The organism is Stenotrophomonas sp. Steno-C18 (assembly GCF_056393195.1).
Genome location: NZ_JBWJOX010000006.1, coordinates 64,728 through 90,691, shown reverse-complemented (window position 1 = coordinate 90,691; position 25,964 = coordinate 64,728). Strand labels below are relative to the sequence as shown.

20 protein-coding genes and 6 tRNA genes are annotated in these 25,964 nt (G+C 67.3%); 9 read left to right on the top strand and 17 right to left on the bottom strand.

All coding sequences use genetic code 11. From position 1 onward, the window contains the following. Positions 1-123 precede the first annotated feature (123 nt). The 10 genes from lon to AC06FE_RS13285 form a co-directional block, all read right to left on the bottom strand. Complete coding sequence (gene lon / locus AC06FE_RS13330; RefSeq protein ID WP_478073287.1) at positions 124-2,577, bottom strand: endopeptidase La; 2,454 nt, start codon at positions 2,575-2,577, stop codon at positions 124-126. Between the two features lie 140 nt (positions 2,578-2,717). Continuing rightward, entirely contained in the window at positions 2,718-4,007 is a 1,290-nt protein-coding gene (clpX, locus tag AC06FE_RS13325; RefSeq protein ID WP_132862572.1) for an ATP-dependent Clp protease ATP-binding subunit ClpX, read from the bottom strand. A gap of 127 nt (positions 4,008-4,134) precedes the next feature. Then, a complete protein-coding gene (gene clpP / locus AC06FE_RS13320; RefSeq protein ID WP_132862571.1) occupies positions 4,135-4,761 on the bottom strand; it encodes an ATP-dependent Clp endopeptidase proteolytic subunit ClpP in 627 nt (208 codons plus the stop codon). A 67-nt stretch (positions 4,762-4,828) separates the two neighbouring features. Continuing rightward, positions 4,829-6,124, bottom strand: coding sequence for a trigger factor (gene tig, locus AC06FE_RS13315; protein ID WP_478073286.1), 1,296 nt, complete (start codon positions 6,122-6,124; stop codon positions 4,829-4,831). A 181-nt stretch (positions 6,125-6,305) separates the two neighbouring features. After that, positions 6,306-6,390: transfer RNA gene (locus AC06FE_RS13310), tRNA-Leu, on the bottom strand. A 111-nt stretch (positions 6,391-6,501) separates the two neighbouring features. Further along, positions 6,502-6,577, bottom strand: a tRNA-Lys gene (locus tag AC06FE_RS13305). 111 nt (positions 6,578-6,688) lie between these two features. Next, positions 6,689-6,764 (bottom strand) — tRNA-Lys (locus AC06FE_RS13300). A gap of 79 nt (positions 6,765-6,843) precedes the next feature. Next, positions 6,844-6,920 (bottom strand) — tRNA-His (locus AC06FE_RS13295). A 37-nt stretch (positions 6,921-6,957) separates the two neighbouring features. Next, positions 6,958-7,034, bottom strand: a tRNA-Arg gene (locus AC06FE_RS13290). Between the two features lie 45 nt (positions 7,035-7,079). Beyond that, positions 7,080-7,156: transfer RNA gene (locus AC06FE_RS13285), tRNA-Pro, on the bottom strand. Positions 7,157-7,295: 139 nt separating this feature from the next. On the opposite strand from AC06FE_RS13285, the gene AC06FE_RS13280 reads away from it, so the two are divergent. Next, on the top strand, positions 7,296-8,057 hold the full coding sequence (locus AC06FE_RS13280; RefSeq protein ID WP_478073285.1) for a Bax inhibitor-1/YccA family protein: 762 nt from the start codon (positions 7,296-7,298) through the stop codon (positions 8,055-8,057). A gap of 263 nt (positions 8,058-8,320) precedes the next feature. On the opposite strand, the gene AC06FE_RS13275 is transcribed toward AC06FE_RS13280, so the two are convergent. The 3 genes from AC06FE_RS13275 to grxC form a co-directional block, all read right to left on the bottom strand. After that, positions 8,321-9,325, bottom strand: coding sequence for an isocitrate dehydrogenase (locus AC06FE_RS13275; protein WP_192286549.1), 1,005 nt, complete (start codon positions 9,323-9,325; stop codon positions 8,321-8,323). Between the two features lie 132 nt (positions 9,326-9,457). After that, positions 9,458-9,850 (bottom strand): carboxymuconolactone decarboxylase family protein, encoded by a 393-nt coding sequence (locus AC06FE_RS13270; protein WP_192286550.1) that lies wholly within the window; start codon positions 9,848-9,850, stop codon positions 9,458-9,460. Continuing rightward, a complete protein-coding gene (gene grxC / locus AC06FE_RS13265; protein WP_446541372.1) occupies positions 9,847-10,137 on the bottom strand; it encodes a glutaredoxin 3 in 291 nt (96 codons plus the stop codon). The genes AC06FE_RS13270 and grxC overlap by 4 nt, the downstream gene beginning before the upstream one ends. Before the next feature lie 152 nt (positions 10,138-10,289). On the opposite strand from grxC, the gene AC06FE_RS13260 reads away from it, so the two are divergent. The 5 genes from AC06FE_RS13260 (at position 10,290) to ppx (ending at position 17,950) form a co-directional block, all read left to right on the top strand. After that, positions 10,290-11,945: a M48 family metalloprotease gene (locus AC06FE_RS13260; protein ID WP_446541373.1), complete on the top strand. Its 1,656-nt coding sequence runs from the start codon at positions 10,290-10,292 to the stop codon at positions 11,943-11,945. A 113-nt stretch (positions 11,946-12,058) separates the two neighbouring features. Next, positions 12,059-12,748, top strand: a complete 690-nt coding sequence (phoB, locus tag AC06FE_RS13255) for a phosphate regulon transcriptional regulator PhoB (RefSeq protein WP_478073284.1) — start codon at positions 12,059-12,061, stop codon at positions 12,746-12,748. A 90-nt stretch (positions 12,749-12,838) separates the two neighbouring features. Further along, positions 12,839-14,179: a phosphate regulon sensor histidine kinase PhoR gene (phoR, locus tag AC06FE_RS13250; protein WP_132862563.1), complete on the top strand. Its 1,341-nt coding sequence runs from the start codon at positions 12,839-12,841 to the stop codon at positions 14,177-14,179. Next, positions 14,176-16,254 (top strand): polyphosphate kinase 1, encoded by a 2,079-nt coding sequence (ppk1, locus tag AC06FE_RS13245; protein WP_313254058.1) that lies wholly within the window; start codon positions 14,176-14,178, stop codon positions 16,252-16,254. The genes phoR and ppk1 overlap by 4 nt, the downstream gene beginning before the upstream one ends. Positions 16,255-16,423: 169 nt before the next feature. After that, a complete protein-coding gene (gene ppx / locus AC06FE_RS13240) occupies positions 16,424-17,950 on the top strand; it encodes an exopolyphosphatase (RefSeq protein WP_192286554.1) in 1,527 nt (508 codons plus the stop codon). A gap of 33 nt (positions 17,951-17,983) precedes the next feature. Here the strand turns inward: ppx and AC06FE_RS13235 are convergent, their stop codons facing one another. Genes AC06FE_RS13235 through AC06FE_RS13220 form a run of 4 tightly spaced genes read right to left on the bottom strand, consistent with a single transcriptional unit; the run spans position 17,984 to position 23,293 of the window. After that, positions 17,984-20,047 (bottom strand): S9 family peptidase, encoded by a 2,064-nt coding sequence (locus AC06FE_RS13235; protein WP_478073283.1) that lies wholly within the window; start codon positions 20,045-20,047, stop codon positions 17,984-17,986. Positions 20,048-20,105: 58 nt separating this feature from the next. Further along, positions 20,106-21,926 carry a hypothetical protein gene (locus AC06FE_RS13230; RefSeq protein ID WP_478073282.1) on the bottom strand — a complete coding sequence of 607 codons (1,821 nt, stop codon included), beginning with the start codon at positions 21,924-21,926 and terminating at the stop codon, positions 20,106-20,108. A 13-nt stretch (positions 21,927-21,939) separates the two neighbouring features. Further along, positions 21,940-22,854 carry an ABC transporter ATP-binding protein gene (locus AC06FE_RS13225; protein WP_192286557.1) on the bottom strand — a complete coding sequence of 305 codons (915 nt, stop codon included), beginning with the start codon at positions 22,852-22,854 and terminating at the stop codon, positions 21,940-21,942. Between the two features lie 28 nt (positions 22,855-22,882). Further along, positions 22,883-23,293, bottom strand: a complete 411-nt coding sequence (locus AC06FE_RS13220; RefSeq protein WP_446541376.1) for a GntR family transcriptional regulator — start codon at positions 23,291-23,293, stop codon at positions 22,883-22,885. Positions 23,294-23,487: 194 nt separating this feature from the next. On the opposite strand from AC06FE_RS13220, the gene AC06FE_RS13215 reads away from it, so the two are divergent. Genes AC06FE_RS13215 through lpxH form a run of 3 tightly spaced genes read left to right on the top strand, consistent with a single transcriptional unit; the run spans position 23,488 to position 25,943 of the window. Then, positions 23,488-24,624, top strand: coding sequence for a glycosyltransferase family 4 protein (locus AC06FE_RS13215; protein WP_478073281.1), 1,137 nt, complete (start codon positions 23,488-23,490; stop codon positions 24,622-24,624). Next, the gene (locus AC06FE_RS13210) at positions 24,605-25,147 is read left to right on the top strand and encodes a phosphatase PAP2 family protein (RefSeq protein WP_478073280.1); all 543 of its coding nucleotides are present in this window, start codon (positions 24,605-24,607) and stop codon (positions 25,145-25,147) included. Before AC06FE_RS13215 ends, AC06FE_RS13210 begins: the two co-directional genes overlap by 20 nt. Positions 25,148-25,193: 46 nt before the next feature. After that, a complete protein-coding gene (gene lpxH / locus AC06FE_RS13205) occupies positions 25,194-25,943 on the top strand; it encodes a UDP-2,3-diacylglucosamine diphosphatase (RefSeq protein WP_192286560.1) in 750 nt (249 codons plus the stop codon). Positions 25,944-25,964: the final 21 nt, after the last annotated feature.

Here is a 25,964-nt window from a genome sequence, read left to right as displayed (position 1 = left end):
GCATTCACACCACATCGCAGAACAGCGTGTGCGCGAGTGGCACTTTTATACCAGCGCCCCCCTACCCACGCAAGCTGAAAAGCCAATAACGGCGCGGGTTTCGGGGGGTTTTGCGTTCACATTTCAATGCTTGACGCGCGCACTCGGAGCTGCCTTGGACTTGCCACGGACAGTGACACGCTGCGCAGTTTTACGCGTCTTCTTCGGCGCCAGCGGCGACTCCAACGCGATGTCCAGCACCTCGTCGATCCACTTCACCGGGACGATCTTCAGATCGCGGGTGACGTTGGCCGGGATGTCCGCCAGGTCCTTGCGGTTCTCATCGGGGATGATCACCGTGCGCACGCCACCGCGCAGCGCGGCCAGCAGCTTTTCCTTCAGGCCACCGATGGCGGTGACGCGCCCGCGCAGGGTGATCTCGCCGGTCATCGCCACCTCGGCCTTGACCGGCACCTTGGTCAGGGTCGACACCAGCGAGGTGACCATCGCGATGCCGGCGCTCGGGCCGTCCTTCGGGGTGGCACCGTCGGGCACGTGCAGGTGCACGTCGTGCTTCTGCAGGAAGTCCACGTCGATGCCCAGCGCCCGAGCACGCGCACGCACCACCGACAGCGCCGCGGTCGCCGATTCCTTCATCACGTTGCCGAGCTGGCCGGTCAGCGTCACCGCGCCCTTGCCCGGGATCAGGGTGGACTCGATCTGCAGCAGGTCGCCGCCGACCTCCGTCCAGGCCAGGCCGGTGACCAGGCCGATCTCGTTGGCTTCCTCGGCGCGGCCGAAGTCGAAGCGACGCACGCCCAGGTACTTGTCCAGGTTCTTGCCGTCGACCACGACCAGCGCCTTGGCCTTCTTGGCGCCCTTCTTGGCCTTTTTCTCCACCTGCGGGCCCGCCAGCGCGATCTCCTTGACCACCTTGCGGCAAATCTTGGCGATCTCACGCTCGAGGTTGCGCACGCCGGATTCGCGCGTGTAATAACGCACGATGTCGCGGATGGCGTCCTCCTCGACCGACAGTTCCTCGGTCTTCAGGCCGTTGGCCTTGAGCTGCTTGGGCACCAAGTAACGGGTGGCGATGTTGAGCTTCTCATCCTCGGTGTAGCCGGGGATGCGGATGACCTCCATGCGGTCCAGCAGCGGGCCCGGGATGTTGAGCGAGTTCGAGGTCGCCACGAACATCACTTCGCTCAGGTCCAAGTCCACTTCCAGGTAGTGGTCGTTGAAGGCGTTGTTCTGCTCGGGGTCGAGCACTTCCAGCAACGCCGAGGACGGGTCGCCACGGAAATCCATCGACATCTTGTCGATCTCGTCGAGCACGAACAGCGGGTTCTTGCTGCCGACCTTGTTGAGGTTCTGGACGATGCGGCCCGGCATCGAACCGACGTAGGTACGACGGTGGCCGCGGATCTCGGCCTCGTCGCGCACGCCGCCCAGCGACATGCGCACGAACTTGCGGTTGGTGGCCTTGGCGATGGACTGGCCCAGCGAGGTCTTGCCCACGCCCGGCGGCCCGACCAGGCACAGGATCGGCCCCTTCATCTGCTTCACGCGCGACTGCACGGCAAGGTATTCAAGGATGCGGTCCTTGACCTTGTCCAGGCCGTAATGGTCGGCGTCGAGCGTGTCCTGGGCGACCTTCAGGTCCTTGCGCACCTTGGTGCGCTTCTTCCACGGCACGCCCAGCAGCCATTCCAGGTAGTTGCGCACGACGGCCGCTTCGGCCGACATCGGCGACATCTGCTTGAGCTTGTTGAGCTCGTTCTTCGCCTTGGCCTCGACGGCCTTGGGCATGCCGGCCTCGGCGATCTTGCGGGCCAGCTCGTCCAGCTCGCCCGGCGCGTCGTCCAGGTCACCCAGTTCCTTCTGGATGGCCTTCATCTGCTCGTTGAGGTAGTACTCGCGCTGGCTCTTCTCCATCTGCGACTTCACGCGGCCGCGGATGCGCTTCTCCAGCTGCTGCACGTCGATCTCGCCATCGACCAGGCCGACCAGCATTTCCAGCCGGTCACCGACCTGCAGCGTTTCCAGCAGCTTCTGCTTGTCGGCCAGGCGCACGCCGATGTGGGCGGCGATCGTGTCGGCCAGGCGCGCCGGCTCCTCGATGCCGGCCAGCGTCTGCAGCAGCTCCGGCGGCAGCTTGCGGTTGGTCTTGACGTACTGCTCGAACAGCGACATCAGCGAGCGGGCGATCGCCTCGATCTCGCGCGGCTCGCGCGACTCGTCCGACTCCAGTTCCACGCCGTGGCCCTGCAGCGCGCCGTCCTGCTCGTAGACCTTGTCCACGCTCACGCGCGACAGGCCCTCGACCAGCACCTTGATGGTGCCGTCGGGCAGCTTCAGCAACTGCAGCACCTGGGCCAGCGTGCCGACGGTGTACAGGTCCGCCGCCGCCGGGTCGTCGGTCTCGGCCGACTTCTGGGCCAGCAGCAGGATGCGCTTGTCCGCCTCCATGGCGCGTTCCAGCGCCTGCATGGACTTGTCGCGTCCGACGAACAGCGGAATGACCATGTGCGGGAACACCACCACGTCGCGTAGCGGCAGGACCGGCAGGTCGAGGACTTCGAGTTGGGACTGCGCCATGGCGGGCTCCACTGAATTCGGGGAAGGCTGAATAAAAAAGCCGATGGCCCCGTTATGGGGCCATCGGCTGGGGGTTGCAAGAGGCGGAAAATCCCGCAGCTGAACCACAGAATCCCGGTTCAGCCCCCTCTGAGACTGGCTCAGTCGCCGGACGCGGCCTTGGCCGGCGCCGGCGGGGTCTGGTAGATGATGTACGGTTCGGACTTGTTCTCGATGACCGACTCGTCCACCACCACCTTGCTGACGTTTTCCTGCGACGGCAGGTCGTACATGGTGTCCAGCAGGACCGACTCGACGATGGTACGCAGGCCACGGGCACCGGTCTTGCGCTTGAGCGCCTTCTTGGCGATGGCCGACAACGCGTCCGGTCGGAACTCCAGCTCCACGTTCTCCATCTCGAACAGCTTCTTGAACTGCTTGGTGATGGCGTTCTTGGGCTCGGTCAGGATCTTGATCAGGGCCGGCTCGTCCAGTTCCTCCAGGGTTGCCACGACCGGCAGGCGGCCGACGAACTCCGGGATCAGGCCGAACTTGATCAGGTCTTCCGGTTCGACTTCGGCCAGCACCTTGCCCACTTCCTGCTTGCGCTCGGCGCTCTTGACCTTGGCACCGAAGCCGATGCTGCTGGTTTCCGAGGAACGCTGCTGGATCACCTTGTCCAGCCCGGCGAACGCGCCGCCGCAGATGAACAGGATGTTCTTGGTGTCCACCTGCAGGAATTCCTGCTGCGGGTGCTTGCGGCCACCCTGCGGCGGGACGCTGGCCACGGTGCCTTCGATCAGCTTCAGCAGCGCCTGCTGCACGCCTTCGCCGGACACGTCGCGGGTGATCGACGGGTTCTCGCTCTTGCGCGAGATCTTGTCGATTTCATCGATGTAGACGATGCCCTGCTGCGCCTTCTCGACGTCGTAGTCGCACTTCTGCAGCAGCTTCTGGATGATGTTTTCCACGTCCTCGCCCACGTAGCCGGCTTCGGTCAGCGTGGTGGCATCAGCCATGGTGAACGGCACGTTGAGCAGGCGCGCCAGCGTTTCGGCCAGCAGCGTCTTGCCCGAACCGGTCGGGCCGACCAGCAGGATGTTGGACTTGGACAGCTCGACGTCGTCGCTCTTCTGACGGCTCTCGATGCGCTTGTAATGGTTGTACACGGCCACCGCCAGCGTGCGCTTGGCACGGTTCTGGCCAATGACGTACTGGTCGAGCACTTCGAGGATCTCGCGCGGCTTGGGCAGCGAGCTGCGTGCCGACTGCGCCTTTTCCTCAAGCTCCTCGCGGATGATGTCGTTGCACAGCTCCACGCATTCATCGCAGATGAACACGCTCGGGCCCGCGATCAGCTTGCGTACCTCGTGCTGACTCTTGCCGCAGAACGAGCAGTACAGAATCTTGCCGCTGCTGTCCCCGGAACGACCTTGCCGGTCTTCGCTCATGCTTCGCTTACCCAGTTGCTTCCCCCTCTGAACAGGGGGTTCGATTTCGAGAATAGCACAGGGCCGGATGGACGCCAGTCCAGTTCCGACCCTGCAAAAAATGCCGTATTTTCGGCCACTTGCACCGTTACCCGGCCTGGATCGACTCGTCCGGACGACGCTCCAGCACCTGGTCGACCAGACCATAGGCCACCGAGTCGGCCGCGCTCTTGAAGTTGTCGCGCTCGGTGTCGCGCGCGATGGTCTCCAGCGACTGGCCGGTGTGCTTGGCCAGCACCTCGTTCAGGCGCGAACGCAGGGTCAGGATTTCACGGGCATGGATGTCGATGTCCGTGGCTTGGCCCTGGAAGCCGCCCAGCGGCTGGTGGATCATCACCCGCGAGTTCGGCAGCGCATAACGCTTGCCAGCCGCACCGGCCGCCAGCAGCAGCGCGCCCATCGAGGCGGCCTGGCCGACGCAGATGGTGCTCACGTCCGGCTTGATGTACTGCATGGTGTCGTAGATCGCCATGCCGGCGGTGACCACGCCACCGGGCGAATTGATGTAGATGCTGATGTCCTTTTCCGGGTTTTCCGCTTCCAGGAACAGCAGCTGCGCCACCACCAGGTTCGCCATGTGGTCGTCGATAGGGCCGACCAGGAAAATCAGGCGCTCCTTGAGCAGGCGCGAATAGATGTCATAGGCGCGCTCGCCACGGCTGGTCTGCTCGACCACCATCGGAACCATGTTCAGGGCTTTGGCTCGGTTGTCCATTTCGTGAGGCACCTATTCTTGAGAAGTAACCCCCGCGCCGGAGCGCGGGGACGGAACGCCCGCCGGTTTACTGGCGGATGGCTTCCTGGAACGACAGCGCCTGCTCGGTGTGCTGGGCACGCTCGGCGATCCAGTCGATGACCTGCTCTTCCATCACGCGGTTCTGCAGGCCAGCCATAAGCTGGGGATCATTACGGTACATCTCAATGACCTGTTCCGGCTCTTCGTAGGTCGAGGCGATCAGGCGCATGGTTTCGTTCAGGCGCTTCGGGTCCAGGCGCAGCTCGTTCTTGCGGGCCACCTCGCCGACCAGCAGGCCGACCAGCACGCGCTTGCCAGCCGCATCCTTGAAGCCTTCATGGGCATCGGCCGGGACATCGCCCGGGTTGCCGCCCTGGCGGCGGATGGCATCGATCTGCTGGGCCAGCATCGAGCGGGCTTCACCCTCGACCAGGCGCGGCGGCAGCTCGACCGAGGAATAGGCGGCGATCAGCTGCTCGCCGACTTCGCGGCGCAGACGGTTCATCAGCGCCCCCTTGAGCTCGCGCTCCAGGTTGGAGCGGATGTCCTTGCGGAACTGCTCCAGGTCGCCGTTCTTCACGCCGAAGCTCTTGATGAAGGTGGCGTCCACTTCCGGCACGTCCTGCTCGGACACTTCCACGGCCTTGACCGTGACCTTGACCGACTTGCCGGCCAGCGCCGGCACGCGCCAGTCAGCCGGGAACTCGACGTCCAGGACCTTTTCCTCGCCCTTGGCCAGGCCGACCAGGCCCTTCTCGATCTGGTCGAACATCATGCCCTGGCCGATGATGATGGTGCCCTTCTCGGTGCCTTCGGCCGGCAGGCGCTCGTCACCGGCCTGCGACCAGGTTTCCAGGCCGACCAGGTCACCTTCCTGGGCGCCACGGGCGACCGGCTTCCAGGTGCGGCGCTGCTGGCGCAGGTTCTCGATCATCTGGTCGATGTCGGCGTCGCTGATCTCGGCGGTGTGGCGGACCACGGTCAGCTTGGTCACGTCGACGTCACCGAAATCCGGGATCAGCTCGACGGTGGCCACGAAGTCGAACTCGCCTTCGCCGGCCTTGTCGATGCGCGGGTTGCCGGCGATGCGCAGCTCGTGCTCGCGCAGGGCGGCGTCGAAGGTTTCACGCAGCAGGCCGTCCATCGCCTCGGCGCGCACCTGCGGCCCGAAGCGCTGCTCGATCACCTTGGCCGGCACCTTGCCCGGGCGGAAGCCCTTGATACGCGCGGTACGCGCGATTTCGCCCAGACGCCCGTTGATGTGGGTCTGCAGACGTTCGGCCGGCAGCGAGAAGCTCAGGCGGCGTTCCAGGTTGCCGGTGGATTCGATCGAAGCTTGCATGTTGACTCCTGCCACCGGTGGCGACGGCCCCCGGCACGATGTGGTGGTTGAAACGATCCCAGGCGGCGGATTTCCGCCGCAGCCCTCTAGTTTGGCCGATAACGGCCGGCACCGCCAGCAGTGGGGGGCCATTCAGGGCGGCAGGAAGCGCGCCCGGCGGCGGGCGCGGTGAACCGGGCAATGGTGCGAAAGGGGGGACTCGAACCCCCACGCCTTGCGGCACTGGAACCTAAATCCAGGGCGTCTACCAATTCCGCCACTTTCGCAAGGCCGGTTCAGGGGCGCCATTGTTGCAGGCCAACCCCGAAAGCGGAAGCCGGGACGAACGCGGCAACCGGCAAGAAAAAAGCCACCGGATTGCTCCGATGGCTTCAATTTGGTGGGCTGTCAAGGATTCGAACCTTGGACCTATTGATTAAGAGTCAACTGCTCTACCAACTGAGCTAACAGCCCTGAAACTTCGGCACGAATTGTACACCAGCGGTGTTTTCCGCACCAGCCCGAAAACACCGGGCTTACACTTAAAGAAAAAGCCACCGGATCACTCCGGTGGCCATTTCAAAATGGTGGGCTGTCAAGGATTCGAACCTTGGACCTATTGATTAAGAGTCAACTGCTCTACCAACTGAGCTAACAGCCCTGAAAATCAGGAGGCGAATCTTAACGCATCCTTCTTTTTTTTGAAACCCCGAATTTCACTTCGGTGCTTCTTCATTCAGTGGGGTGGCTGAGGGGATTCGAACCCCCGACCACCGGAATCACAATCCGGTACTCTAACCAACTGAGCTACAGCCACCACTGAAACAACAATTTTGCCTACCGCTTGCGCCGATTGGCGCGCCCGACAGGAATCGAACCTGTAACCGCCGGCTTAGAAGGCCGGTGCTCTATCCAGTTGAGCTACGGGCGCTCAAGACCGGATCGTCGCACTCCGGTGCGCCTTGAGTGCATCGGATGGTCGGGGTAGAGGGATTCGAACCCCCGACATCCTGCTCCCAAAGCAGGCGCGCTACCAGACTGCGCTATACCCCGGCGGTGAATCTCTCCGGTGCCCCGGAAAGGTCGGCTATTGTCGGAACTGAAGCCGGATCTGTCAACGACAATTTTCACTTTCGTCGATGCAGGTATGCTGGACGGGATAAACCCTCCTCACCCAGCCATGGAGCATTGCATGCGCAGCGGCAATCCGGCCCTTTCCGAATCCACCTTCCTCGACCTTGGCAGCGGTACCGTCGTCTCGCGCGGCGCCGATGCGATGACCATCAACGGCACCGTCAACAAGACCGGCATCCTGCTGCTGCTGGCCGTGCTGACCGCCGCCTTCGCCTGGAACGGCACGATCAGCGACAGCGGCGAACTGCTGCCGGCCGCCAAGCTGTACCTGTGGGGCGGCATGATCGTCGGCTTCATCCTGTCGCTGGTGACGATCTTCAAGAAGACCTGGGCACCGGTCAGCGCGCCGCTGTACGCCCTGGCCGAAGGCCTGTTCCTGGGCTCGATCTCGGCCATCTACGAGGTGCGTTTCAACGGCATCGTGTTCCAGGCCGTGATCCTGACCTTCGGCACCCTGTTCGCGCTGCTGTTCGCCTACCGCAGCGGGCTGATCAAGGCCACCGAGAACTTCAAGCTGGGCGTGGTCGCGGCCACCGGTGGCATCGCGCTGGTGTACCTGGCCACGATCGTGCTGGGTTTCTTCAACATCCAGATCCCCTACATCCACCAGTCCGGCCTGATCGGCATCAGCTTCAGCCTGTTCGTGGTGGTGATCGCGGCGCTGAACCTGGTGCTGGACTTCGACTTCATCGAAAGCGGCGTGGAAGCCGGCGCTCCGAAGTACATGGAGTGGTACGGCGCGTTCGGCCTGATGGTCACGCTGGTGTGGCTGTACATCGAGTTCCTGCGCCTGCTGTCGAAGCTGCAGTCGCGCAACTGAGCCGACCGTCATGCAGGAATCGAAGGGCGCCGCGAGGCGCCCTTCTTGTTTGTGTTTTCCGTCCTGATGGGCGGAGGGCTGGGGCCTTGGATCCGCCTGCGAGTGGTTGTCTGCAGCGACACGCCTTACCCCTCCCCAGCCATCCCCTTCGCCTACGGCGAAAGGAAGGGGGCAATGGCATCGGCGCGGGTGGCGAGCGGGCAAAAAGAAACGGAGCGCTTGCGCGCTCCGTTCTGGTTGAACCACAAGCGTTGGCCGGTGGATCAGATGCGGCTGGCGATGGCCTGGGCGAAGCCCATGGTGGTGCCGGTGCCGCCCAGGTCGCCGGTCAGCGAATCCTTGGCTTCCATCGTGGCGACGATGGCCTTGCGCAGGCGCTCGGCGTTTTCCGGCTGGCCGACGTGGTCCAGCATTTGTGCAGCGGCCAGCATCAGCGCGACCGGGTTGGCCTTGCCCTGGCCGGCGATGTCCGGCGCGGTACCGTGCACGGCTTCGAAGATCGCCGCGTCCTTGCCGATGTTCGCACCCGGGGCCAGGCCCAGGCCGCCGACCAGGCCGGCGCACAGGTCGGAGATGATGTCGCCGAACAGGTTGGTGGTGACCAGGATGTCGAACTGCTCCGGACGCATCACCAACTGCATGCAGGCGTTGTCGACGATCATTTCCTGGAATTCGATCTCCGGGTACTGCGCGGCGACTTCACGGGCGACGTTCAGGAACAGGCCCGAGGTCGACTTGATGATGTTGGCCTTGTGCACGGCGGTGACCTTCTTGCGGCCGGTGCTCCTGGCCAGCTCGAAGGCGTAGCGCACGATGCGCTCGGAACCCTTGCGGGTGATGCGGGTGCCGGAGAACGCGGTCTCGCCGTCGGCGGACACTTCCTGGCCTTCGGCCAGGTAGGCGCCTTCGGTGTTCTCGCGCACCGTGATCATGTTGATGTTCTCGTAGCGCGACTTGGTGTTCGGGAACGAGATGGCCGGGCGCACGTTGGCGTACAGGTCGAACTGGCGGCGCAGGGCCACGTTGATCGAGCTGAAGCCGCCGCCCACCGGGGTGGTCAGCGGGCTCTTCAGCGCGACCTTGTTGCGGGTGATCGATTCCAGCGTGGCAGCCGGGATCAGCTCACCGTGCTTTTCCAGCGCGACCAGACCGGCGTCCGCATCTTCGTACTGCAGCCCGGTATTGAGCTTGTCCAGTACGAACAGGGTGGCGTCCATGATTTCCGGGCCAATGCCATCGCCGCGGATGACGGTGATTGTCTGCGTCATTTGTTAGGTATTCCGAACAGGGAGGAGTGATAGCGCCATCCGGCTGCCCGGATACCGGCGCGTATGAAACAGTTTCAACTGTCAATTATGCCTGATCCGGCCCCCTCCCCCAACTGGACCATGGTCTGGGGTTCAGCCGTGGTCGTGCCCGGCCGGGGCCTCGGCGGCACCGCTCTCCAGCTGGTCCAGGAAGTCCACCGCGCGGCGCAGGTGCGGGATGACGATCGACCCGCCGACCACCAGCCCGACCGAGAAGGTCTCGAAGAACTCCTCGCGGGTCACCCCGGCCTCCTTGCACTGGGCCACGTGGTAGCTGATGCAGTCGTCGCAACGCAGGACCAGCGAGGCGACCAGGCCGAGCAGCTCCTTGGTCTTCACGTCCAGCGCGCCGGCCTGGTAGGTCTGGGTGTCCAGCGCGAAGAAGCGCCGCACCACCTGGTTCGGCTCGGCCAGGATGCGCTGGTTCATGCGCTGGCGGAACTCGGTGAACTCGGCCACGCGGTCCTTGTCGGTGGGCTGGCTCATGCGCCCTGCCCCGCCAGCAGCGGCTCCAGCTTGCCGGCGCGATGCAGGGCCATCATGTCGTCGTAACCGCCCACGTGGACCTCGCCGATGAAGATCTGCGGCACGCTGGTGCGACGGGTCAGGGACATCATCTTCTCGCGCTCGGCCGGGTCCAGGTCGATGCGGACTTCGGTCCAGGACTGGCCCTTGCTCTGCAGGAAGTTCTTGGCCGCCACGCAGTACGGGCAGACCGCCGTGGAGTAGATGGTGATCTCCGGCGCGCCTGCGCCATTGGCTTGGTTGCTCACGAGGAAACTCCCGACAGGAAATGTTGTCTGTATATGGTAGCTGGCGACTGGATTTTCCACGCCACCGACAGAACACTGCGGATTAACCTGTGCTTCACACCGCGGCACCCGTTCCCCGTCATCCTCCGCCCTGCCTCTTCCGGAGCTCCCGCTTGCGCACGCTTCTGCTCGCCACCGCTGTCACCCTGGCCCTGGCCACACCGCTGTCCCGGGCCGATGACACCAAGTTGCCGGACATCGGCTCATCGGCCGGCGAGCTGCTGACCCCGGCCCGGCAGGCCGAGTACGGCGGGATGATGCTGCGCGAACTGCGCAACTACGGTTACCTGCTGGACGACCCGCTGGTGGACGACTGGCTCAACACCATGGGCCGGCGGCTGGGCTCCAACAGCGCCCAGCCGCAGCAGAAGTACACGTTCTTCATGATGAAGGACCGCCAGATCAACGCTTTCGCCACGCTGGGCGGCTACATCGGCATGAATGCCGGGCTGGTGCTGACCGCCGAGCGCGAGGACGAGGTGGCCGCGGTGCTGTCCCACGAGATCGCCCACGTCACCCAGCAGCACGTGCTGCGCGGGGTGGAGCGCGCCCAGCGCGACCAGATCCCGATCCTGCTGGGCATGCTGGCGGCGGTGATCGCCGCCCAGCAGGCCGGCGGCAATTCCTCCGGCGACGCCACGATGGCGGCGATCACCTCCGGCATGGGCCTGATGCAGCAGCGGCAGATCAACTACACCCGCTCCAACGAATCCGAGGCCGACCGCCTGGGCATCCGCACCCTGGCCCGCAGCGGTTACGACGTGGATGCGATGGCCGGCTTCTTCGAGCGCATGTCCGCGGCCATGCGTGGCAACGAGGGCGGCTACTCGACCCCGGACTTCCTGCGCACCCACCCGGTCAACACCACCCGCATCAGCGAGGCCAAGTCGCGCGCCGAGCAGATGAAGAAGGACACCCTGCTGCTGACCACGCAGACACCGACCGGGATCCACCAGGAGCGGGTCAACCCGGCCATCCCCGATACCACCGGCGACCCGCTGTCCAGCAGCGGCAACCCGCTGCTGCCCTCCGGCCTGCAACTGTCGCTGCCCAGCAGCAGCCTGCCGCGCGGGGCCACCGGCCAGTTCGACTGGGCCCGCGAGCGACTGCGCGTGCTCAGCGCCACCACGCCCTCGGAGCTGATCCGCGAATACGAAGGGCTCAAGCGCAGCCAGAAGAACGGCCTGACCGACGCCCAACGCTACGGCGTGGCGATCGCCCGCCTGCGCGACGGCGGCACCGCAGCCAAGCAGGCCCTGCAGGAACTCCAGCAGCTCGACGGCGAGTACCCCGACAACCTCTGGATCGAACTGGCGCTGGGCGAAGCGGAGTCCCGCAACGGCCAGTTCGCCCAGGCCAACGCCCGCTTCGACGCACTGACCAGGCGGCTGCCGCAGAACCGGCCGGTCGCGCTGACCTATGCGCGGGTGCTCAACGAACAGGGGGGCGAGGACGCCGGCAAGCGCTCGCAGGCGATGCTGCGGCCGTTGCTGGCCCGTTCCGGCGACGACCCGGTGTTCCAGGCCACCTTCGCCCGGGCCAGCGAACTGGCCGGCGACACCACCCGGGCCAGCGAAAGCTACGCCGAGGCCGCCTACCTGAACGGCCGTCCGGAACAGGCCCTGATCCAGTTCCAGGCCCTGCTCAAGCAGCCCAGCCTGGATTACGTCACCCGGGCCCGGGTCGATGCCCGGATCGAGTCGATCATGCCGACCGTGCTGGAAATGCGCCGGCTGGGCCAGCGTGACCCGGAGATGTCACGCAACTGACCGATGCTGCACGGGCGCCAACCGGCACGCCGCCCGCGCTGTCACAAACCCGTCATCAAACCGTAGTCTACTGGGCGCATTCCCGCTTGATGGGCACTAACGGTAGGCACGACGTGCAGAAACGCATCCTGATTGTCGATGACGAACCCGCGATCCGTGACATGGTCGCCTTTGCCCTGCGCAAGGGCGAGTACGAACCGGTGCATGCCGGTGACGCCCTCGAAGCCCAGACCGCCATCGCCGACCGTGTCCCGGACATGATCCTGCTGGACTGGATGCTGCCCGGCACCAGCGGCCTGGAACTGGCCCGGCGCTGGCGCAAGGAAGCGATGACGCGCGATGTGCCGATCATCATGCTCACCGCCCGTGGCGAGGAGAACGACCGCGTCGGTGGCCTGGAAGCCGGCGTGGACGACTACGTGGTCAAGCCGTTCTCGGCACGCGAACTGCTGGCGCGGATCCGCGCGGTGATGCGCCGCACCCGCGATGACGATGAGGACGGCAGCGTGTCGGTGGGCAGCATCCGCATCGACGGTGCCGCCCACCGCGTGTTCGCCGGCGACGTGCCGGTGCCGATCGGCCCCACCGAGTACCGCCTGCTGCACTTCTTCATGACCCACCCCGAACGCGTCTACACGCGCTCGCAGCTGCTGGACCATGTCTGGGGCGGCAGCGTCTACGTGGAGGAGCGCACCATCGACGTGCACATCCGCCGCCTGCGCAAGACGCTGGAACCGTTCGGTGCGGAAAACATGGTGCAGACCGTTCGTGGCGCCGGCTATCGGTTCTCCGCTTCGATCTGAGCGGTGATGCGGCCGGCAGGCCGTGCCATGCGCTTGATGCTATAACCCGGGTTCATCCGCATGAACCCTCCGCGCCACCCCGAGAACGCAATGCCCCGCCAATTCCGATCCGCCTGGTTGAAGACGCTGGCCACCGTGGCCGTGCTGTTGCTGCTGGCCGGATTGCTGGGGACGTGGACCGGCCATCCGGCCCTGTGCGTGGCGGTGGCGGCGCTGCTGGTCCTGACCTGGCACTACTGGCGACTGCGCCAGGTGCTGTTGCGCCTGACCGCACGCCAGCGCTGGGAGACCAGCAATGGGGTGGGCGTCTGGAACGAGCTGGACCGGCTGCTGTACCGCAACCAGCAGGAGATGCGCGTGCGCAAGCGGCGCCTGATCGAGATGCTGCGCAGCTATCGCGCAGCCGCCGCCGCGCTGCCCGACGCGGTGGTGGTGGTGGACCGCAACACCCAACGCGTGCAGTGGTTCAACGAAGCGGCCACCAGCCTGCTCGGCCTGCAGCACCCGGCCGACATGGGCGCGGCACTGGTCGAGCGCCTGCAGCCGCTGCCGCTGGCGCATTGGCTGGCCGGCGGCCGCAACGCCGAGCCGATCCTGGATGCCAATTCGCCGGTCGACCCGGGCATCCGCCTGCACCTGCGCCTGATCCCGTACTCGGACCACCACTGGCTGCTGGTGGCGCGCGACGTCACCAAGCTGCTGCACCTGGAACAGGTACGCCGCGACTTCGTGGCCAACGTCTCGCACGAGCTGCGCACGCCGCTGACCGTGGTGCATGGCTACCTGGACATGATGGACCCGGAAGACTTCCCCGATACCGGCCCGATGCTGTCGGAGATGCGCAAGCAATCCCAGCGCATGGCGCAGCTGGTCGAGGACCTGCTGACCCTGTCGCGGCTGGAATCGCAGCAGCACACCGAGCTGGAGACGGTGGCGATGACCTCGATGCTGGCCTCGCTCAAGCGCGAAGCCGAAGCGCACAGCCAGGGCCGCCACACCATCACCGTCGAGGACCAGGCTGGGGTGGACCTGGCCGGTTCCAACAAGGAACTGCACAGCGCCTTCTCCAACCTGCTGACCAATGCGGTGCGTTACACGCCCGCCGGCGGCAGGATCAGCCTGACCTTCGCCCGCGAGGGCAAGGGCGCGGTGCTGGCGGTCACGGACACCGGCTACGGCATCCCGGCCAACCACCTGCCGCGGCTGACCGAGCGCTTCTACCGCGTGTCCAGCAGCCGCTCGCGCGAAAGCGGCGGCACCGGGCTGGGGCTGTCGATCGTCAAGCACATCCTCGGCCTGCACCAGGCACGGCTGGAAATCCGCAGTGAAGTGGGCCAGGGCAGCACCTTCGCCTGCCATTTCGACGCCGAACACGTACGTCCGCGCAGCAACTCCCCCTCGATCTCGTCCACGGAAGACTTCCCGGCATGAACCCGCCCTCCCCCGCCCCCGTCGCTGCCCCCGAACTGTTGCGAGATCCGGCGCTGTACATCAACCGGGAGTTGTCGCAGCTGGACTTCAACTTCCGCGTGCTGGCCCAGGCGAAGGACGAGCAGGTGCCGCTGCTCGAACGCCTGCGCTTCCTGTGCATCTCCTGCACCAACCTGGACGAGTTCTTCGAGATCCGCGCCGCCGCCGTGCGCCACGCGCAGGAATTCGGCCTGCCGCCGGCGCCGGACGGGATGAGCCCGCAGGCCATCCTGAGTGCCATCCACGACCGTGCCGCCGAACTGGTGGACCAGCAGTACCGCTGCTGGAACGAAGTACTGCGCCCGGCACTGGCCGAGGCCGGCGTCGGCATCCTCGCGCAGAAGGCATGGACCGCGCGCCAGCACCGCTGGCTGCGCGCCTACTTCCGCAACGAGATCATGCCGGTGCTGTCGCCGCTGGGCCTGGACCCGTCGCACCCGTTCCCGAAGATCCTCAACAAGTCGCTCAACATCGTGGTCGTGCTGAAGGGCACCGATGCCTTCGGCCGCGCCGGCCACCTGGCGCTGGTACGCGCGCCGCGCTCGTTGCCGCGCATCATCCAGCTGCCCGAGTCGCTGGGCGGCCCGCAGAACTTCGTGCTGCTGTCGGCGGTGCTGTCGACCTTCGTCGACGAACTGTTCCCGGGCATGGAAGTACAGGGCGCCTACCAGTTCCGCGTCACCCGCAACTCCGAGCTGGTGGTGGACGAGGAGGAAGTGGAGAACCTGGCGCTGGCGCTGCGTGATGAACTGGTCGACCGCGGCTATCGCCCGGCGGTGCGCCTGGAGATCGCGCACGATTGCCCGAAGCCGATCATGCAGACGCTGCTGCAGAACTTCGGCCTGTCGGAGAACGCGGCCTACCGCATCAATGGCCCGGTCAACCTCAACCGCGTCATCCAGGTCTATGACCTGCTGCAGCGGCCGGACCTGAAGTACCCGCCGATGAGCCCGCGCGTGCTCAAGACCTCCGAAGGCATCTTCGAGATGGCCGCGCGCAACGACATCCTGCTGCACCACCCGTTCGACTCCTTCAGCACCGTGCTGGAGCTGATCCGCGAGGCGGCGGTGGACCCGAACGTGCTGGCGATCAAGCAGACCCTGTACCGCACCGGCAAGGACTCCGGGATCGTGGAAGCGCTGATCCTGGCCGCGCGCAACGGCAAGGACGTCACCGTGGTGGTGGAACTGCGCGCGCGCTTCGACGAAGAGGCCAACCTCGGCCTGGCCGACCGCCTGCAGGATGCCGGCGTGCAGGTGGTGTACGGCGTGGTCGGCTACAAGACCCACGCCAAGATGCTGCTGATCGTGCGCCGCGAGGGCCGCAAGCTGCGCCGCTACGTGCACCTGGGCACCGGCAACTACCACAGCGGCACCGCCCGCGCGTACACCGACCTGAGCCTGATCAGCGCCGATCCGGACATCGGCAACGACGTGCACCTGCTGTTCCAGCAGTTGTCCGGGCTGGCGCCGAAGATGAAGCTCAAGTGCCTGCTGCAGTCGCCGTTCACCCTGCACACCGGCCTGATCAAGCGCATCGAGCGCGAGACCCGGCTGGCCCAGGAAGGCAAGCCGGCACGCATCATCGCCAAGATGAACGCACTCAACGAGGCGCAGGTGATCCGCGCGCTGTACGCCGCCTCACAGGCCGGCGTGCAGATCGACCTGATCGTACGCGGCGCCTGCACCCTGCGCCCGGGCGTGGAAGGCGTCTCGGACAACATCCGGGTGCGCTCGATCGTCGGCCGCTTCCTGGAGCACAGCCGCGTGTACTGGTTCGGCAACAACGGCGCGCCGGAGCTGTACTGCGCCAGCGCCGACTGGCTGGAGCGCAACCTGCTGCGCCGCGTGGAAACCTGCTTCCCGATCCTGGACAGCGACCTGGCCAAGCGCATCTACCGCGAAGTGCTGCAGAACTACCTGGACGACAACCTCAACGCGTGGGACCTGCAGGCCGACGGGCGTTACCTGCAGTGCCAGCCTGCCCCCGGCCAGCCGCCGCATTCAGCCCAGCAGGCCCTGCTCGAAGCGCTGTAAGGCAGGGACCGGGGAAGCAGGAACGAGGAGTGGAGGGCCGCTGCTGCAGCGCCCTCCGGCGACATCGTCGCGCCCGCGCGGGCGGTGGCGGTGATCGGGCGAGCGGTGCGCCGCCTGTTTTTCCCGTTCCTCACTCCTCTTCACTCCCTCCTGCCAGTACCATTCCGCCATGCCCCAGTCCTCAACGACCCCACCGCCCCTGCAGGACGGCGACCTGCTGGCCGCCATCGACCTCGGCTCGAACAGCTTCCACATGGTCATCGCGCGCTACCTGCTCGGGCAGCTGCGCGTGGTCGATCGCCTGCGCGAAACCGTGCGCATGGCCGACGGCCTGGACGGCAAGGGCGGCCTGTCCGCCGACGCCCGCCAGCGCGCGCTGGAATGCCTGGCCCGGTTCGGCCAGCGCATCCGCAACATCCCGCCCTACCGGGTGCGTGCACTGGCCACCAACACCGTGCGCCAGCTGCGCTCGCCGCTGTCCTTCCTGATGCCGGCCGAGACCGCGCTGGGCCACGCCATCGAAGTGGTCAATGGCCGCGAGGAAGCCCGCCTGATCTACCTGGGCGTGGCGCATGCGCAGCCCCCGAAGCCGGGCCAGCACCGGCTGGTGATCGACATCGGGGGCGGCTCGACCGAGTTCATCATCGGCGAAGGCATGCAGACCCTGGAGCGCGAAAGCCTGCAGGCCGGCTGCATCGCCAGCACGCGACGCTTCTTCCCCGGCGGCAAGCTGAGCAAGAAGCGCTGGAAGGACGCACTCACCGAGATCGGCGCCGAGTTCCAGCCCTTCGCCAACAAGTACAAGGCGCTGGGCTGGCAGGAGGCACTGGGCTCGTCGGGCACCCACAAGGCGATCAGCGAGATCTGCGCGGCGATGAAGCTGAGCAAGGGCGCGATCACCGCCGAGGCCCTGCCGCAGCTGCGCGAGGAACTGCTGCGCGCCAAGCACATCAACGACATCAACCTGCCGACCCTGTCCAGCGAGCGCCGCCCGATCATCGCCGGCGGCGTGCTGGTGCTGGAGGCGGCGTTCCAGTCGCTGGGCCTGCAGAAGCTGCTGGTCAGCAAGGCGGCGATGCGCGAAGGCATCCTCTACGACATCATGGGCCGCGCCAGCGACAACGACCCGCGCGACGAATCGGTGGCGGCGCTGACCCAGCGTTACGCCATCGACACCACCCAGGCCCTGCGCGTGGAGGCCACCGCGCAGCGCCTGTTCGAGCAGGTGGCCGAAAGCTGGAAGCTGGATTCGGACGATGCCCGCATGCTGGGCTGGGCCGCGCGCCTGCACGAGCTCGGCCTGATGATCGCGCACAGCGGTTACCACACCCACGGCAGCTACGTGATCGAGAACTCGGACATCTCCGGCTTCTCGCGGCAGGAACAGCAGATGCTGGCGGCGCTGATCCGCACCCATCGCCGCGGCGTGTCCAAGGCCGCATTCGATGCCCTGCCCGAGCGCCTGCTGCTGCCGGCCAAGCGTACCGCCGCCCTGCTGCGTCTGGCGGTGCTGCTGCACCGCGCGCACGAGCCGGACCCGATCCCGACGCTGGAGCTGTCGGTGGACGGCAACACGCTGTCACTGGTCCTGTCCAAGGACTTCATCGACGCACGGCCGCTGCTGCGCGCGGACCTGGTCGGCGAAGCCGAAGGCATGCTTGGCCTGGGCATCAACTTCCGGCCGTTCGTGGCCTGACCTCCCGCACGCGGCGGACGGAAGCCAACGGGCTCATGGCGAGGGCGCCGGTTGCGCCAGGGCCGCGAACTCCGGCCCGGCCACCCGCAGGTTCTGCCGCAGGTAGGCGCGCAGGCGCTGGCCGGCGGGTTCGGGCACCGGCCCACCCAGATGCCGCTGCAGCATCGTTTCCATCGCGAACAGGTAGGCCTCGCGGGGGATCGGGTCGACCGGCGAATGCCCGCCTTCCGGGTCGACCAGCAGGGTGACCGGGGTGGCCTGCGCTTTCAGCGTGGCCACGTAATGGGTGACCTCGCGGATGGCCACGGTGCGATCCACGGCCCCGGCCATCACCAGCAAGGGCCGGCGCATCCGCGCCGCATTGGCCGATGGTGACTGCGCGTGCAACCGCGCCCGGGTCGCCGGCTCGGTGGCATCCAGTGACAGTGCACGCAGCGTCTGCCGCAACGAACGATCGGGCAGGTCCCCCTGCTCGCCGGACATGACCAGCCAGCGCATCGCCCAGCCCAGGTCCGCGGGCGGCGCGCCGGCCACGCCGACCTTGAACAGCTCCGGCTGGAAGGTCAGCCCCAGCAGCGTGGAGTAGCCGCCGAAGGAATGGCCGACGATGCCGACGCGCTGGGGATCGCCGATGCCCTGCGCCAGCAGCCAGCGCACGCCGTCGACCACGTCCTGCTGCACGCGGCCATTGCCGTAGTCGCCCTGCGGCGCGAACGTGTACGCGCGGCCATGGCCGGTGGAGCCGCGGAAGTTGGACTGGAACACCACGTAGCCGCGATTGGCCAGGAACTGCGCCACGCCATCGAAGCCGGGGCGGAAGTGGCTGATCGGACCGCCATGGACCTGTGCGACCAACGGCGCCCGCGCCGGATCCACGCCCGGCGGCAACAGCACGAAGCCATGCACCTGCATGCCATCGGAGGCGCGGTAGGACACCGCAACCTTGCGCGAGAGCTGGCTTTCCGGCGGTGCCTGCCCCGCCGCCGCGGGCGCATCGAGGATGCGTCGCAGCCCGCCGCGCCGTGCGTCGTACAGATACCACTGCGGGTCGCGCAGGGTCGCCGCGCGCGCGGACACCAGCCACGTCGAGGATGCGCCGGCGGCCTGCACGCCGATGTCGCGCCCCGGCAACTGGCGGGCGATGGCCGCCAGTACCGGCGCCGCCGCGCCGATGCCATGGGTGGTGGCCACGGTGCTGCGGTAACTCGCCGCCACGGGCTGCTGGGTGGCCGGATCGAGCACGACCTCGTCCAGGTCGGCCTCGTGGCGCGGATCCTCGTGCAGCGTCCGCAGCGTGTCATCGGCCTCCAGGCGCAGCACGCGGCGGAAGTTGCCGCCGGGGTTGCCGTCCAGCAGCAGGCTGCCGTCGTCCATCGCCGCCAGCAGGTTGACCCGTTCCAGCGGCTGCAGCCGCAGTACCGCCCGCAACCGGCCATCGGGCTGCACCCGGTACAGGGCGTCGTGATCGCCATCGAAGCGCGCCAACGCCACGATCCGCCCGGCCGCGTCCAGCGCGACGTCGTGGACCCAGTGCGCGTCTTCGCGCAGCACGCTGCGCTTGCCCTGCGCGTCCATGCGGACGATCCGCCAGCGCTCGCCATCGCCGGCCACCACGCGCTCGCGCAGCAGCACGGCCGCCGGCTGCGAAGGATCGACCTTCATCACCTGGCGCTGCTCCACGCCGCCCAAGGGGGTGCGCATGCCGCCGGCCGAATGCACCGGCACCATTGCCAGCGAACGCGGTGCACGCAGGAACAACCAGCGGCCATCGCGTGACCAGGACAGTTGCCGCGCCTGGGTACGGCCCACCAGGACCCTGGCCGCACCACCGGCGGTGGGCAGCACCATCAGGCTGCGCGCCTGGCCCTGTTCGCGCAGCCAGGCCACCTGGTCACCGCCCGGCGACAACCGCACGGCGGCGAGTGCACGGTCTTCCAGGAACGCGGCGCGTGGCAGACGCGCTGCGGGCGCCAGCGCGCGTTGCGCGGTGGCGGCGCTGTGCAACGTGGGGTCCTGGACTGCCGCCGGCACGTCCACGGCCACGCTCATCAGCACAAGCAGCGCCAGCGCCGCGCAGGCGTCACGGAACTTGCTCATCATCATTCTCCATGGGTTTCCTGCCCGTTCCCGCACCACGGGAACGGGACCGTTGCGTTCAGGCGATGGCCGCGTGCGTCGACGCAGCGGGTACCGGCAGCGGTTCGCGACGCGGATACATCAGCCACAGGCTGACCAGCGCCGGCAGGCCGACCACGCCGCACAGCAGTACCCATGCCCAGCGCTCGCGCGGCGAATGCGATTGCCGCGCGCTCACACAGATCGCACCCAGCAGCGACGCCAGGCAACCGGCCAACGCCAACCACACCATTCCGGTTGGAACCGGCTGCGGGGGCGCACGCAGTGGATCCGGCGCCGCATACAGGTCCTGCGCACCGAGGCACAGCGTGCGCAGCACCGGCGACAGCCACCAGATGCGCGCCGGATAGGCCGGTGGCAGGTCGACCTGCAGCGCGCGGCGGGCGACCGGATGCACGCGCCCCTCGCCGTCAACGCGCAGCACCTGCTGGAACGGTTGCTGCAGCTCGCTGGACCACACGCCCCAGGTGTAGGTGAACGACACCAGGTAGCCATCCAGCAGCTCGATCATGTCCACCCGGCTGAGGTTGCCCACCGCGGCCGGCATCGGCACGCGCAGCAGCGGCTGCATCCGGTCCAGGCCGTTGGCCGCTTCGCGCCCGGGATAGAAGTAGGCCGCGCGGTCACTGAGCGCCAGCACGTTGTCCCCGGCCGGTGCCGGCGGGCTGGCCATCACCTCGCCCTGCGGCAGACGCACGCGTTCGAAGATGCGCTGCTGCTCGCTGTCGTACTGGTAGGCCGCGTTCGCGTTGAACAGGTAGCCGTCGTCGTATTGCAGCGTCGGCGCCGGGAACGCCGCCTGCGCGGGACCCGCCCCCAGCACACCGCGCGCGCGGCCGTCCAGCGTGCCGTAGCCCACGAAGCGCATGCCGTCGTGCGTGAACACCCAGCGCACCCTGTGTTCGGCGTCGTCGAACTCCATCGGCGCCACGTTGGTCAGCTCGCCCCGCCGCGGCAGGCTGCGCAGCGGGTAACGGGTGACCACGTCGGACAGGGCGATCTGTTCACGCCACAGCGCCGCGTCCGGGTCGCGGCTGTCGGCGATGCCGGACAGCAGGATGTCCTTGCCCTGAGCACGTTCGGCCTCGATGTAGCCGCCCTTCGGCGGCACCGGCATGTTGAGCGGATGCGTGCCGGAAAGCGTCCAGGTCATCTCCACGGCGAAGCCCAGCATCCAGATCAGGAAGTAGGCCCCGACCTGCACCGGCAGCGCGGTCAGCACCACCGCGGCGAAGCTGCGCGGCGGTGCCACCGGATCAGGGCGGAAGGCGATCGCCACCAGCACCACCAGCAGCGCCAGGATCGACAGCTGCACCGCGAGCATCATCACGCCGGAGGCCTGCGCGAACATCAGCAGCACCGGCAGCACCACCACCGCGAACGAATGACGGCGGTTGGCGACCATCGCATAGGCACCGGCGGTGTAACCGATCAGGCCGATCAGCCAGGCCGCGACCGGCAGCATCCAATGCCGCAGGTCCACCACCCGCGCGGTCATCGTGTCCTGGTACAGGGCCACCAGCGCGATCGGCAGCGCCATCGCCACGAACAGCAGCACGGCGCCGGCGCCCCCCAATGCCGCGGCGATGCGCAGGCGGTACATCGGCCGGTGCAGCAGGCTGAGCCACTGGTTCGGCCGGCGGTAGCTGCCCATCTGGTACAGGCCCAGCAGGGTGCCCGATACCGCATAGGCCACGCTGAAGACCTGGTAGACCTGCAGCGGCTGCTGCGCCAGGTCGACCAGCCGGGTCAGGAACCCGAGGATGCCCGCATGCACCACCGCCGCGGCGATGGTCCACAGGCGAAAGCGCTGCAACTCGCTCTTGAACAGATCGATCATGATCGTGGGCTCCTCAGGCCGCCGCGGGGGCGGCATGGTTCTTGGCCAGGAAGGCATTGACGGCACGGTCCAGGCTGACCGCCATCGACTGCACGTTGCGTGCGCCGCACGCGCGCAGGAAGCGCTCGAAGCCTTCGTCCTGGTCGAGCACCAGGTAGTGGTGCAGGCCATCCAGGCGCTGCACTTCCAGCAGGCCCGGCACGGTGCGCGGGTCCGGCCCCTTGAACGGGACATCGGCGACCCAGTGGCTGACCCGCGCGGTGAAGTCCTCCGGGGCGGACATGTGCTTCAACTGGCCGCGCTCGAGGATGATCAGGTTGTCGGCGACCCGCTCGATCTCCTCCATCTGGTGCGAGCAATAGATCACCGTGCAGTCATCGGCCGCATTGCTGTAGAGCAGCGACTCCAGGAACGCACGCTTGGCGACCACGTCCAGGCCCAGCGTCGGCTCGTCGAGCACCAGCAGTTCCGGCCGCTGCGCCAAGGCCAGCGCCAGGTTGAAGCCGGCGCGTTCGCCGCGCGAGAGCTGGCCGATCTTCTGCTCCGGCAGCACGTGGTAATGGCCGATCACGCCATCGAAGGCCTGCTGGTTCCAGCGGCGGTACTGGTGGCGCTGCATCGCGGTCACCTGCGACACCCGCATCCAGCCCGGCAGGGTGTGCTCCTCGTTGACGAAGCCGATCCGTGCGCGATCGGCCGGGGTCAGCTGCTGGCTGTCCTTGCCCAGGATGCACGCCTGCCCGCTGCTGGGGGGCATGAAGCCGAGCAGGACCCGGAACAGGGTGGACTTGCCGGCGCCATTCGCACCGACGATGGCATGGATGCGCCCGCGCGGGATGGCCAGGTCGAGCCGGTCCAGCGCCAGCTTGCGGCCGTAACGCCTGCTCAGCGCCCGGGTTTGGATCACGTAGTCGGTGTCGGTGTGCATGTCGGTTCCAATGCCGCGCCGGGGCGGCTCAGGCGGTCTTGCGGGAGGCCAGCTGCTGCAGTTCGTGGGCCAGGCGTGCCTCCACGGCTTCGTCCGGGAAGCCCAGCGGGATCACGTCGTTGATGAAGCGGCCGATGGCCTCGTCGAGCCGGCGCTCACGCTCGGCATCGGACAGGCGCTGGCGGGGCGCAGCCACGTACAGGCCCATGCCCTGCCGGGATTCCAACCAGCCCTCGGTGGTCAGCTCGGCGTAGGCCTTGGCCACGGTGTTGGGGTTCACCATGAGTTGCTGGGCCAGGCCGCGCACGCTGGGCAGCTGCGCACCGGGCGCGAGCGCGCCGGTGGCGATCTTCATCCGTACCGCGTCCACGATCTGGCGCCCGATCGGGCGGGGATCGCCGGTGGCGATCTGGATCATCAATGCCTGGGTGCGTGCCATGTCCTTGTCCATCAACTGTACTAGTTGAAATAGTACAGATAGATCAGCCGGTGCCGTCAAGCCCCGTCCGACGAAACGCCCGCAGGACGACCCGAACCGGTGCCCGCGGCGACGAACGTCATGGGCCAGTCATCCACACGACACGCATTGGTCACCGCCGGTGCCCACGCTGTCGGCAAAACGGAGGCACTGCCATGCGCTATGCGATCGTCACCGAGACCTATCCGCCGGAGGTCAACGGCGTGGCCTTGACCGTGCAGAGCCTGGAACAGGGCCTGCGCCGCCGCGGCCATGACGTCGAACTGGTCCGGCCACGGCAGAACCAGGACCCGCCGGCCGCGTACGAGCTGCTGGTGCGCGGTGCGGCATTGCCGCGCTATCCCGGCCTGCGCTTCGGCCTGCCCGCTCCGCAGCGCTTGGCCCGGCAATGGCAGCAGCAGCGCCCCGACGCGATCTACATCGCCACCGAAGGCCCGCTCGGCTGGTCGGCGATGCGCGCCGCGCGCCGGCTCGGCATCCCCGTCGCCTCCGGGCTGCATACCCGCTTCGACGAGTACCTGCAGGACTACGGCGCGGCATGGCTGCAACCGGTCGCGCTGGGCTGGATGCGGCGCTTCCACAACCAGGCCGATGCGACACTGGTGCCGACCAACGAACTGCAGCAGTTCCTGGCCGCGCAGGGCTTCTCGCGGGCACGCCTGCTGGCACGCGCGGTCGACGGCAGCCAGTTCGACCCGCAACGCCGCGATGCCGCCCTGCGCGCGCAGTGGGGCCTGCCGGACGATGGACTGGCGGTGATCCATGTCGGTCGCATCGCCGCGGAAAAGAATCTTGGGCTGGCGGTGAAGGCGTTCCGCCGCATCCAGCAGGTCAAACCGGACGCACGCTTCGTCTGGGTCGGCGATGGCCCGCTGCGCGAGAAGCTGGCCAGCGAGAACCCGGACTTCATCTTCTGCGGCATCCAGCGCGGCGAGGCATTGGCACGGCACTTCGCCAGCGGCGACCTGTTCCTGTTCGCCAGCCGCAGCGAAACCTTCGGCAACGTCACCCTGGAAGCCATGGCCAGCGGCGTGGCGACGGTTGCCTTCAATTACGGTGCCGCGCGCGAACACCTGCGCAGCGGCCATAGCGGAGTTGCCGTGGAGAACGAGGAAGACTTCATCAACGCGGCCGTGCAGCTGGCCGGTGATGAGGAGATGCGCACCACCCTGGGCGCCAACGCCAACCGCGCGATGCAGCGGCTGCACCCGGAGCAGGTGGTCGCCGAATTCGAAGCCCTGCTCGATGAACTTGCCCTGCGGAGACGTGCCCATGTCGTTGCTGCCGCCTGAAGGTATCGCCGCCCGCGAGGCACGCTGGTGCCGCCGCGCCAACCGCTACGGCCGCCGCCGTGGCATCCGCATCGTGTTCTCCACGCTGAGCCGGCTGGGCGATGGGGTGTTCTGGTACATGCTGATGGGCGCCCTGGTGCTGGCCGATGGCCTGGACGGCCTGCAGGCCTCGATCCACATGGCCATCACCGGGGCCGTCGCACTGACCCTGTACAAGGGCCTCAAGCGCTGGACGCGCCGCCCGCGCCCGTTCGCCGCCGATGTACGCATCCGCGCCTGGGTCGCGCCGCTGGACGAGTACAGCTTCCCCTCCGGCCACACCCTGCATGCGGTGTCCTTCACCGTGGTGGCGCTGGCCTACTACCCGTGGCTGGCACCGCTGCTGGTGCCGTTCACCGCAGGCGTGGCGATGTCGCGCGTGGTACTGGGCCTGCACTACCCCAGCGACGTCCTGGCCGCCACCGGCATCGGCCTGCTGCTGGGGACCGCCTCGCTGCAGCTTTGCCCGCTGCTCGCTGGCTGAGGCCGGCGTGCGCGCGTGGCCGCCGCGCACGCCCTACAATGCGCGCATGACCACGTTGTTCATCTCCGATCTGCACCTGGACCCCAGCCGTCCAGCCATCACCGAACTGTTCCTGGCCTTCCTGCGCGATGAAGCCCGGCAGGCCGAGGCGCTGTACATCCTGGGCGACCTGTTCGAAGCCTGGATCGGCGATGACACGCCCTCGGCCGCCGCCGATGCGGTGGCCACGGCGCTGCGCGGGATCAGTGATGCCGGCGTGCCGGTGTACTTCATCCGCGGCAACCGCGACTTCCTGGTCGGCAACGACTACGCGGCACGTGCCGGCATGCGCATCCTGCCGGACCCGGCGGTGATCGAGCTGTATGGCAAGCCGGTGATGCTGCAGCACGGCGACCTGCTCTGCACCGACGACGTCGCCTACCAGGCCTTCCGCGCGCAGACCCGCGATCCGGCGTTCATCGCGCAGTTCCTGTCGCAACCGCTGGAAGCCCGCATCGCCTTCGCACAGAAAGCGCGCGCGGCCAGCCAGGCGCGCCAGTCGGAGATGAAGCAAGGCGACCGCGCGCAGTTCGAGACCGTGACCGACGTGGCCCCGGCCGAAGTGGCCGCCACGTTCCAGCGCTATGGCGTGGACACGATGATCCATGGCCACACCCACCGCCCTGCGATCCACACCCTGCAGGCCGGCGATCACGCCTGCACGCGCATCGTGCTCGGCGATTGGTACGAACAGGGTTCGGTGCTGCGCGTGGATGCCGACGGCTACCGGCTGGAAGCGTTGTTCGCATCCCCCTGATGCGATAGCGCCGGGCTCTGC

Coding starts and splice junctions, on each gene's coding strand:
- tig (WP_478073286.1), bottom strand. CDS start 6,124: ATGCAAGCTTCGATCGAATCCACCGGCAACCTGGAACGCCGCCTGAGC.
- lon (WP_478073287.1), bottom strand. CDS start 2,577: ATGGCGCAGTCCCAACTCGAAGTCCTCGACCTGCCGGTCCTGCCGCTA.
- AC06FE_RS13235 (WP_478073283.1), bottom strand. CDS start 20,047: ATGAGCAAGTTCCGTGACGCCTGCGCGGCGCTGGCGCTGCTTGTGCTG.
- clpP (WP_132862571.1), bottom strand. CDS start 4,761: ATGGACAACCGAGCCAAAGCCCTGAACATGGTTCCGATGGTGGTCGAG.
- lpxH (WP_192286560.1), top strand. CDS start 25,194: ATGACCACGTTGTTCATCTCCGATCTGCACCTGGACCCCAGCCGTCCA.
- ppk1 (WP_313254058.1), top strand. CDS start 14,176: ATGAACCCGCCCTCCCCCGCCCCCGTCGCTGCCCCCGAACTGTTGCGA.
- clpX (WP_132862572.1), bottom strand. CDS start 4,007: ATGAGCGAAGACCGGCAAGGTCGTTCCGGGGACAGCAGCGGCAAGATT.
- AC06FE_RS13275 (WP_192286549.1), bottom strand. CDS start 9,325: ATGACGCAGACAATCACCGTCATCCGCGGCGATGGCATTGGCCCGGAA.
- ppx (WP_192286554.1), top strand. CDS start 16,424: ATGCCCCAGTCCTCAACGACCCCACCGCCCCTGCAGGACGGCGACCTG.
- phoR (WP_132862563.1), top strand. CDS start 12,839: ATGCCCCGCCAATTCCGATCCGCCTGGTTGAAGACGCTGGCCACCGTG.
- AC06FE_RS13225 (WP_192286557.1), bottom strand. CDS start 22,854: ATGCACACCGACACCGACTACGTGATCCAAACCCGGGCGCTGAGCAGG.
- AC06FE_RS13210 (WP_478073280.1), top strand. CDS start 24,605: ATGTCGTTGCTGCCGCCTGAAGGTATCGCCGCCCGCGAGGCACGCTGG.
- AC06FE_RS13270 (WP_192286550.1), bottom strand. CDS start 9,850: ATGAGCCAGCCCACCGACAAGGACCGCGTGGCCGAGTTCACCGAGTTC.
- AC06FE_RS13215 (WP_478073281.1), top strand. CDS start 23,488: ATGCGCTATGCGATCGTCACCGAGACCTATCCGCCGGAGGTCAACGGC.
- AC06FE_RS13230 (WP_478073282.1), bottom strand. CDS start 21,926: ATGATCGATCTGTTCAAGAGCGAGTTGCAGCGCTTTCGCCTGTGGACC.
- AC06FE_RS13220 (WP_446541376.1), bottom strand. CDS start 23,293: ATGGCACGCACCCAGGCATTGATGATCCAGATCGCCACCGGCGATCCC.
- AC06FE_RS13280 (WP_478073285.1), top strand. CDS start 7,296: ATGCGCAGCGGCAATCCGGCCCTTTCCGAATCCACCTTCCTCGACCTT.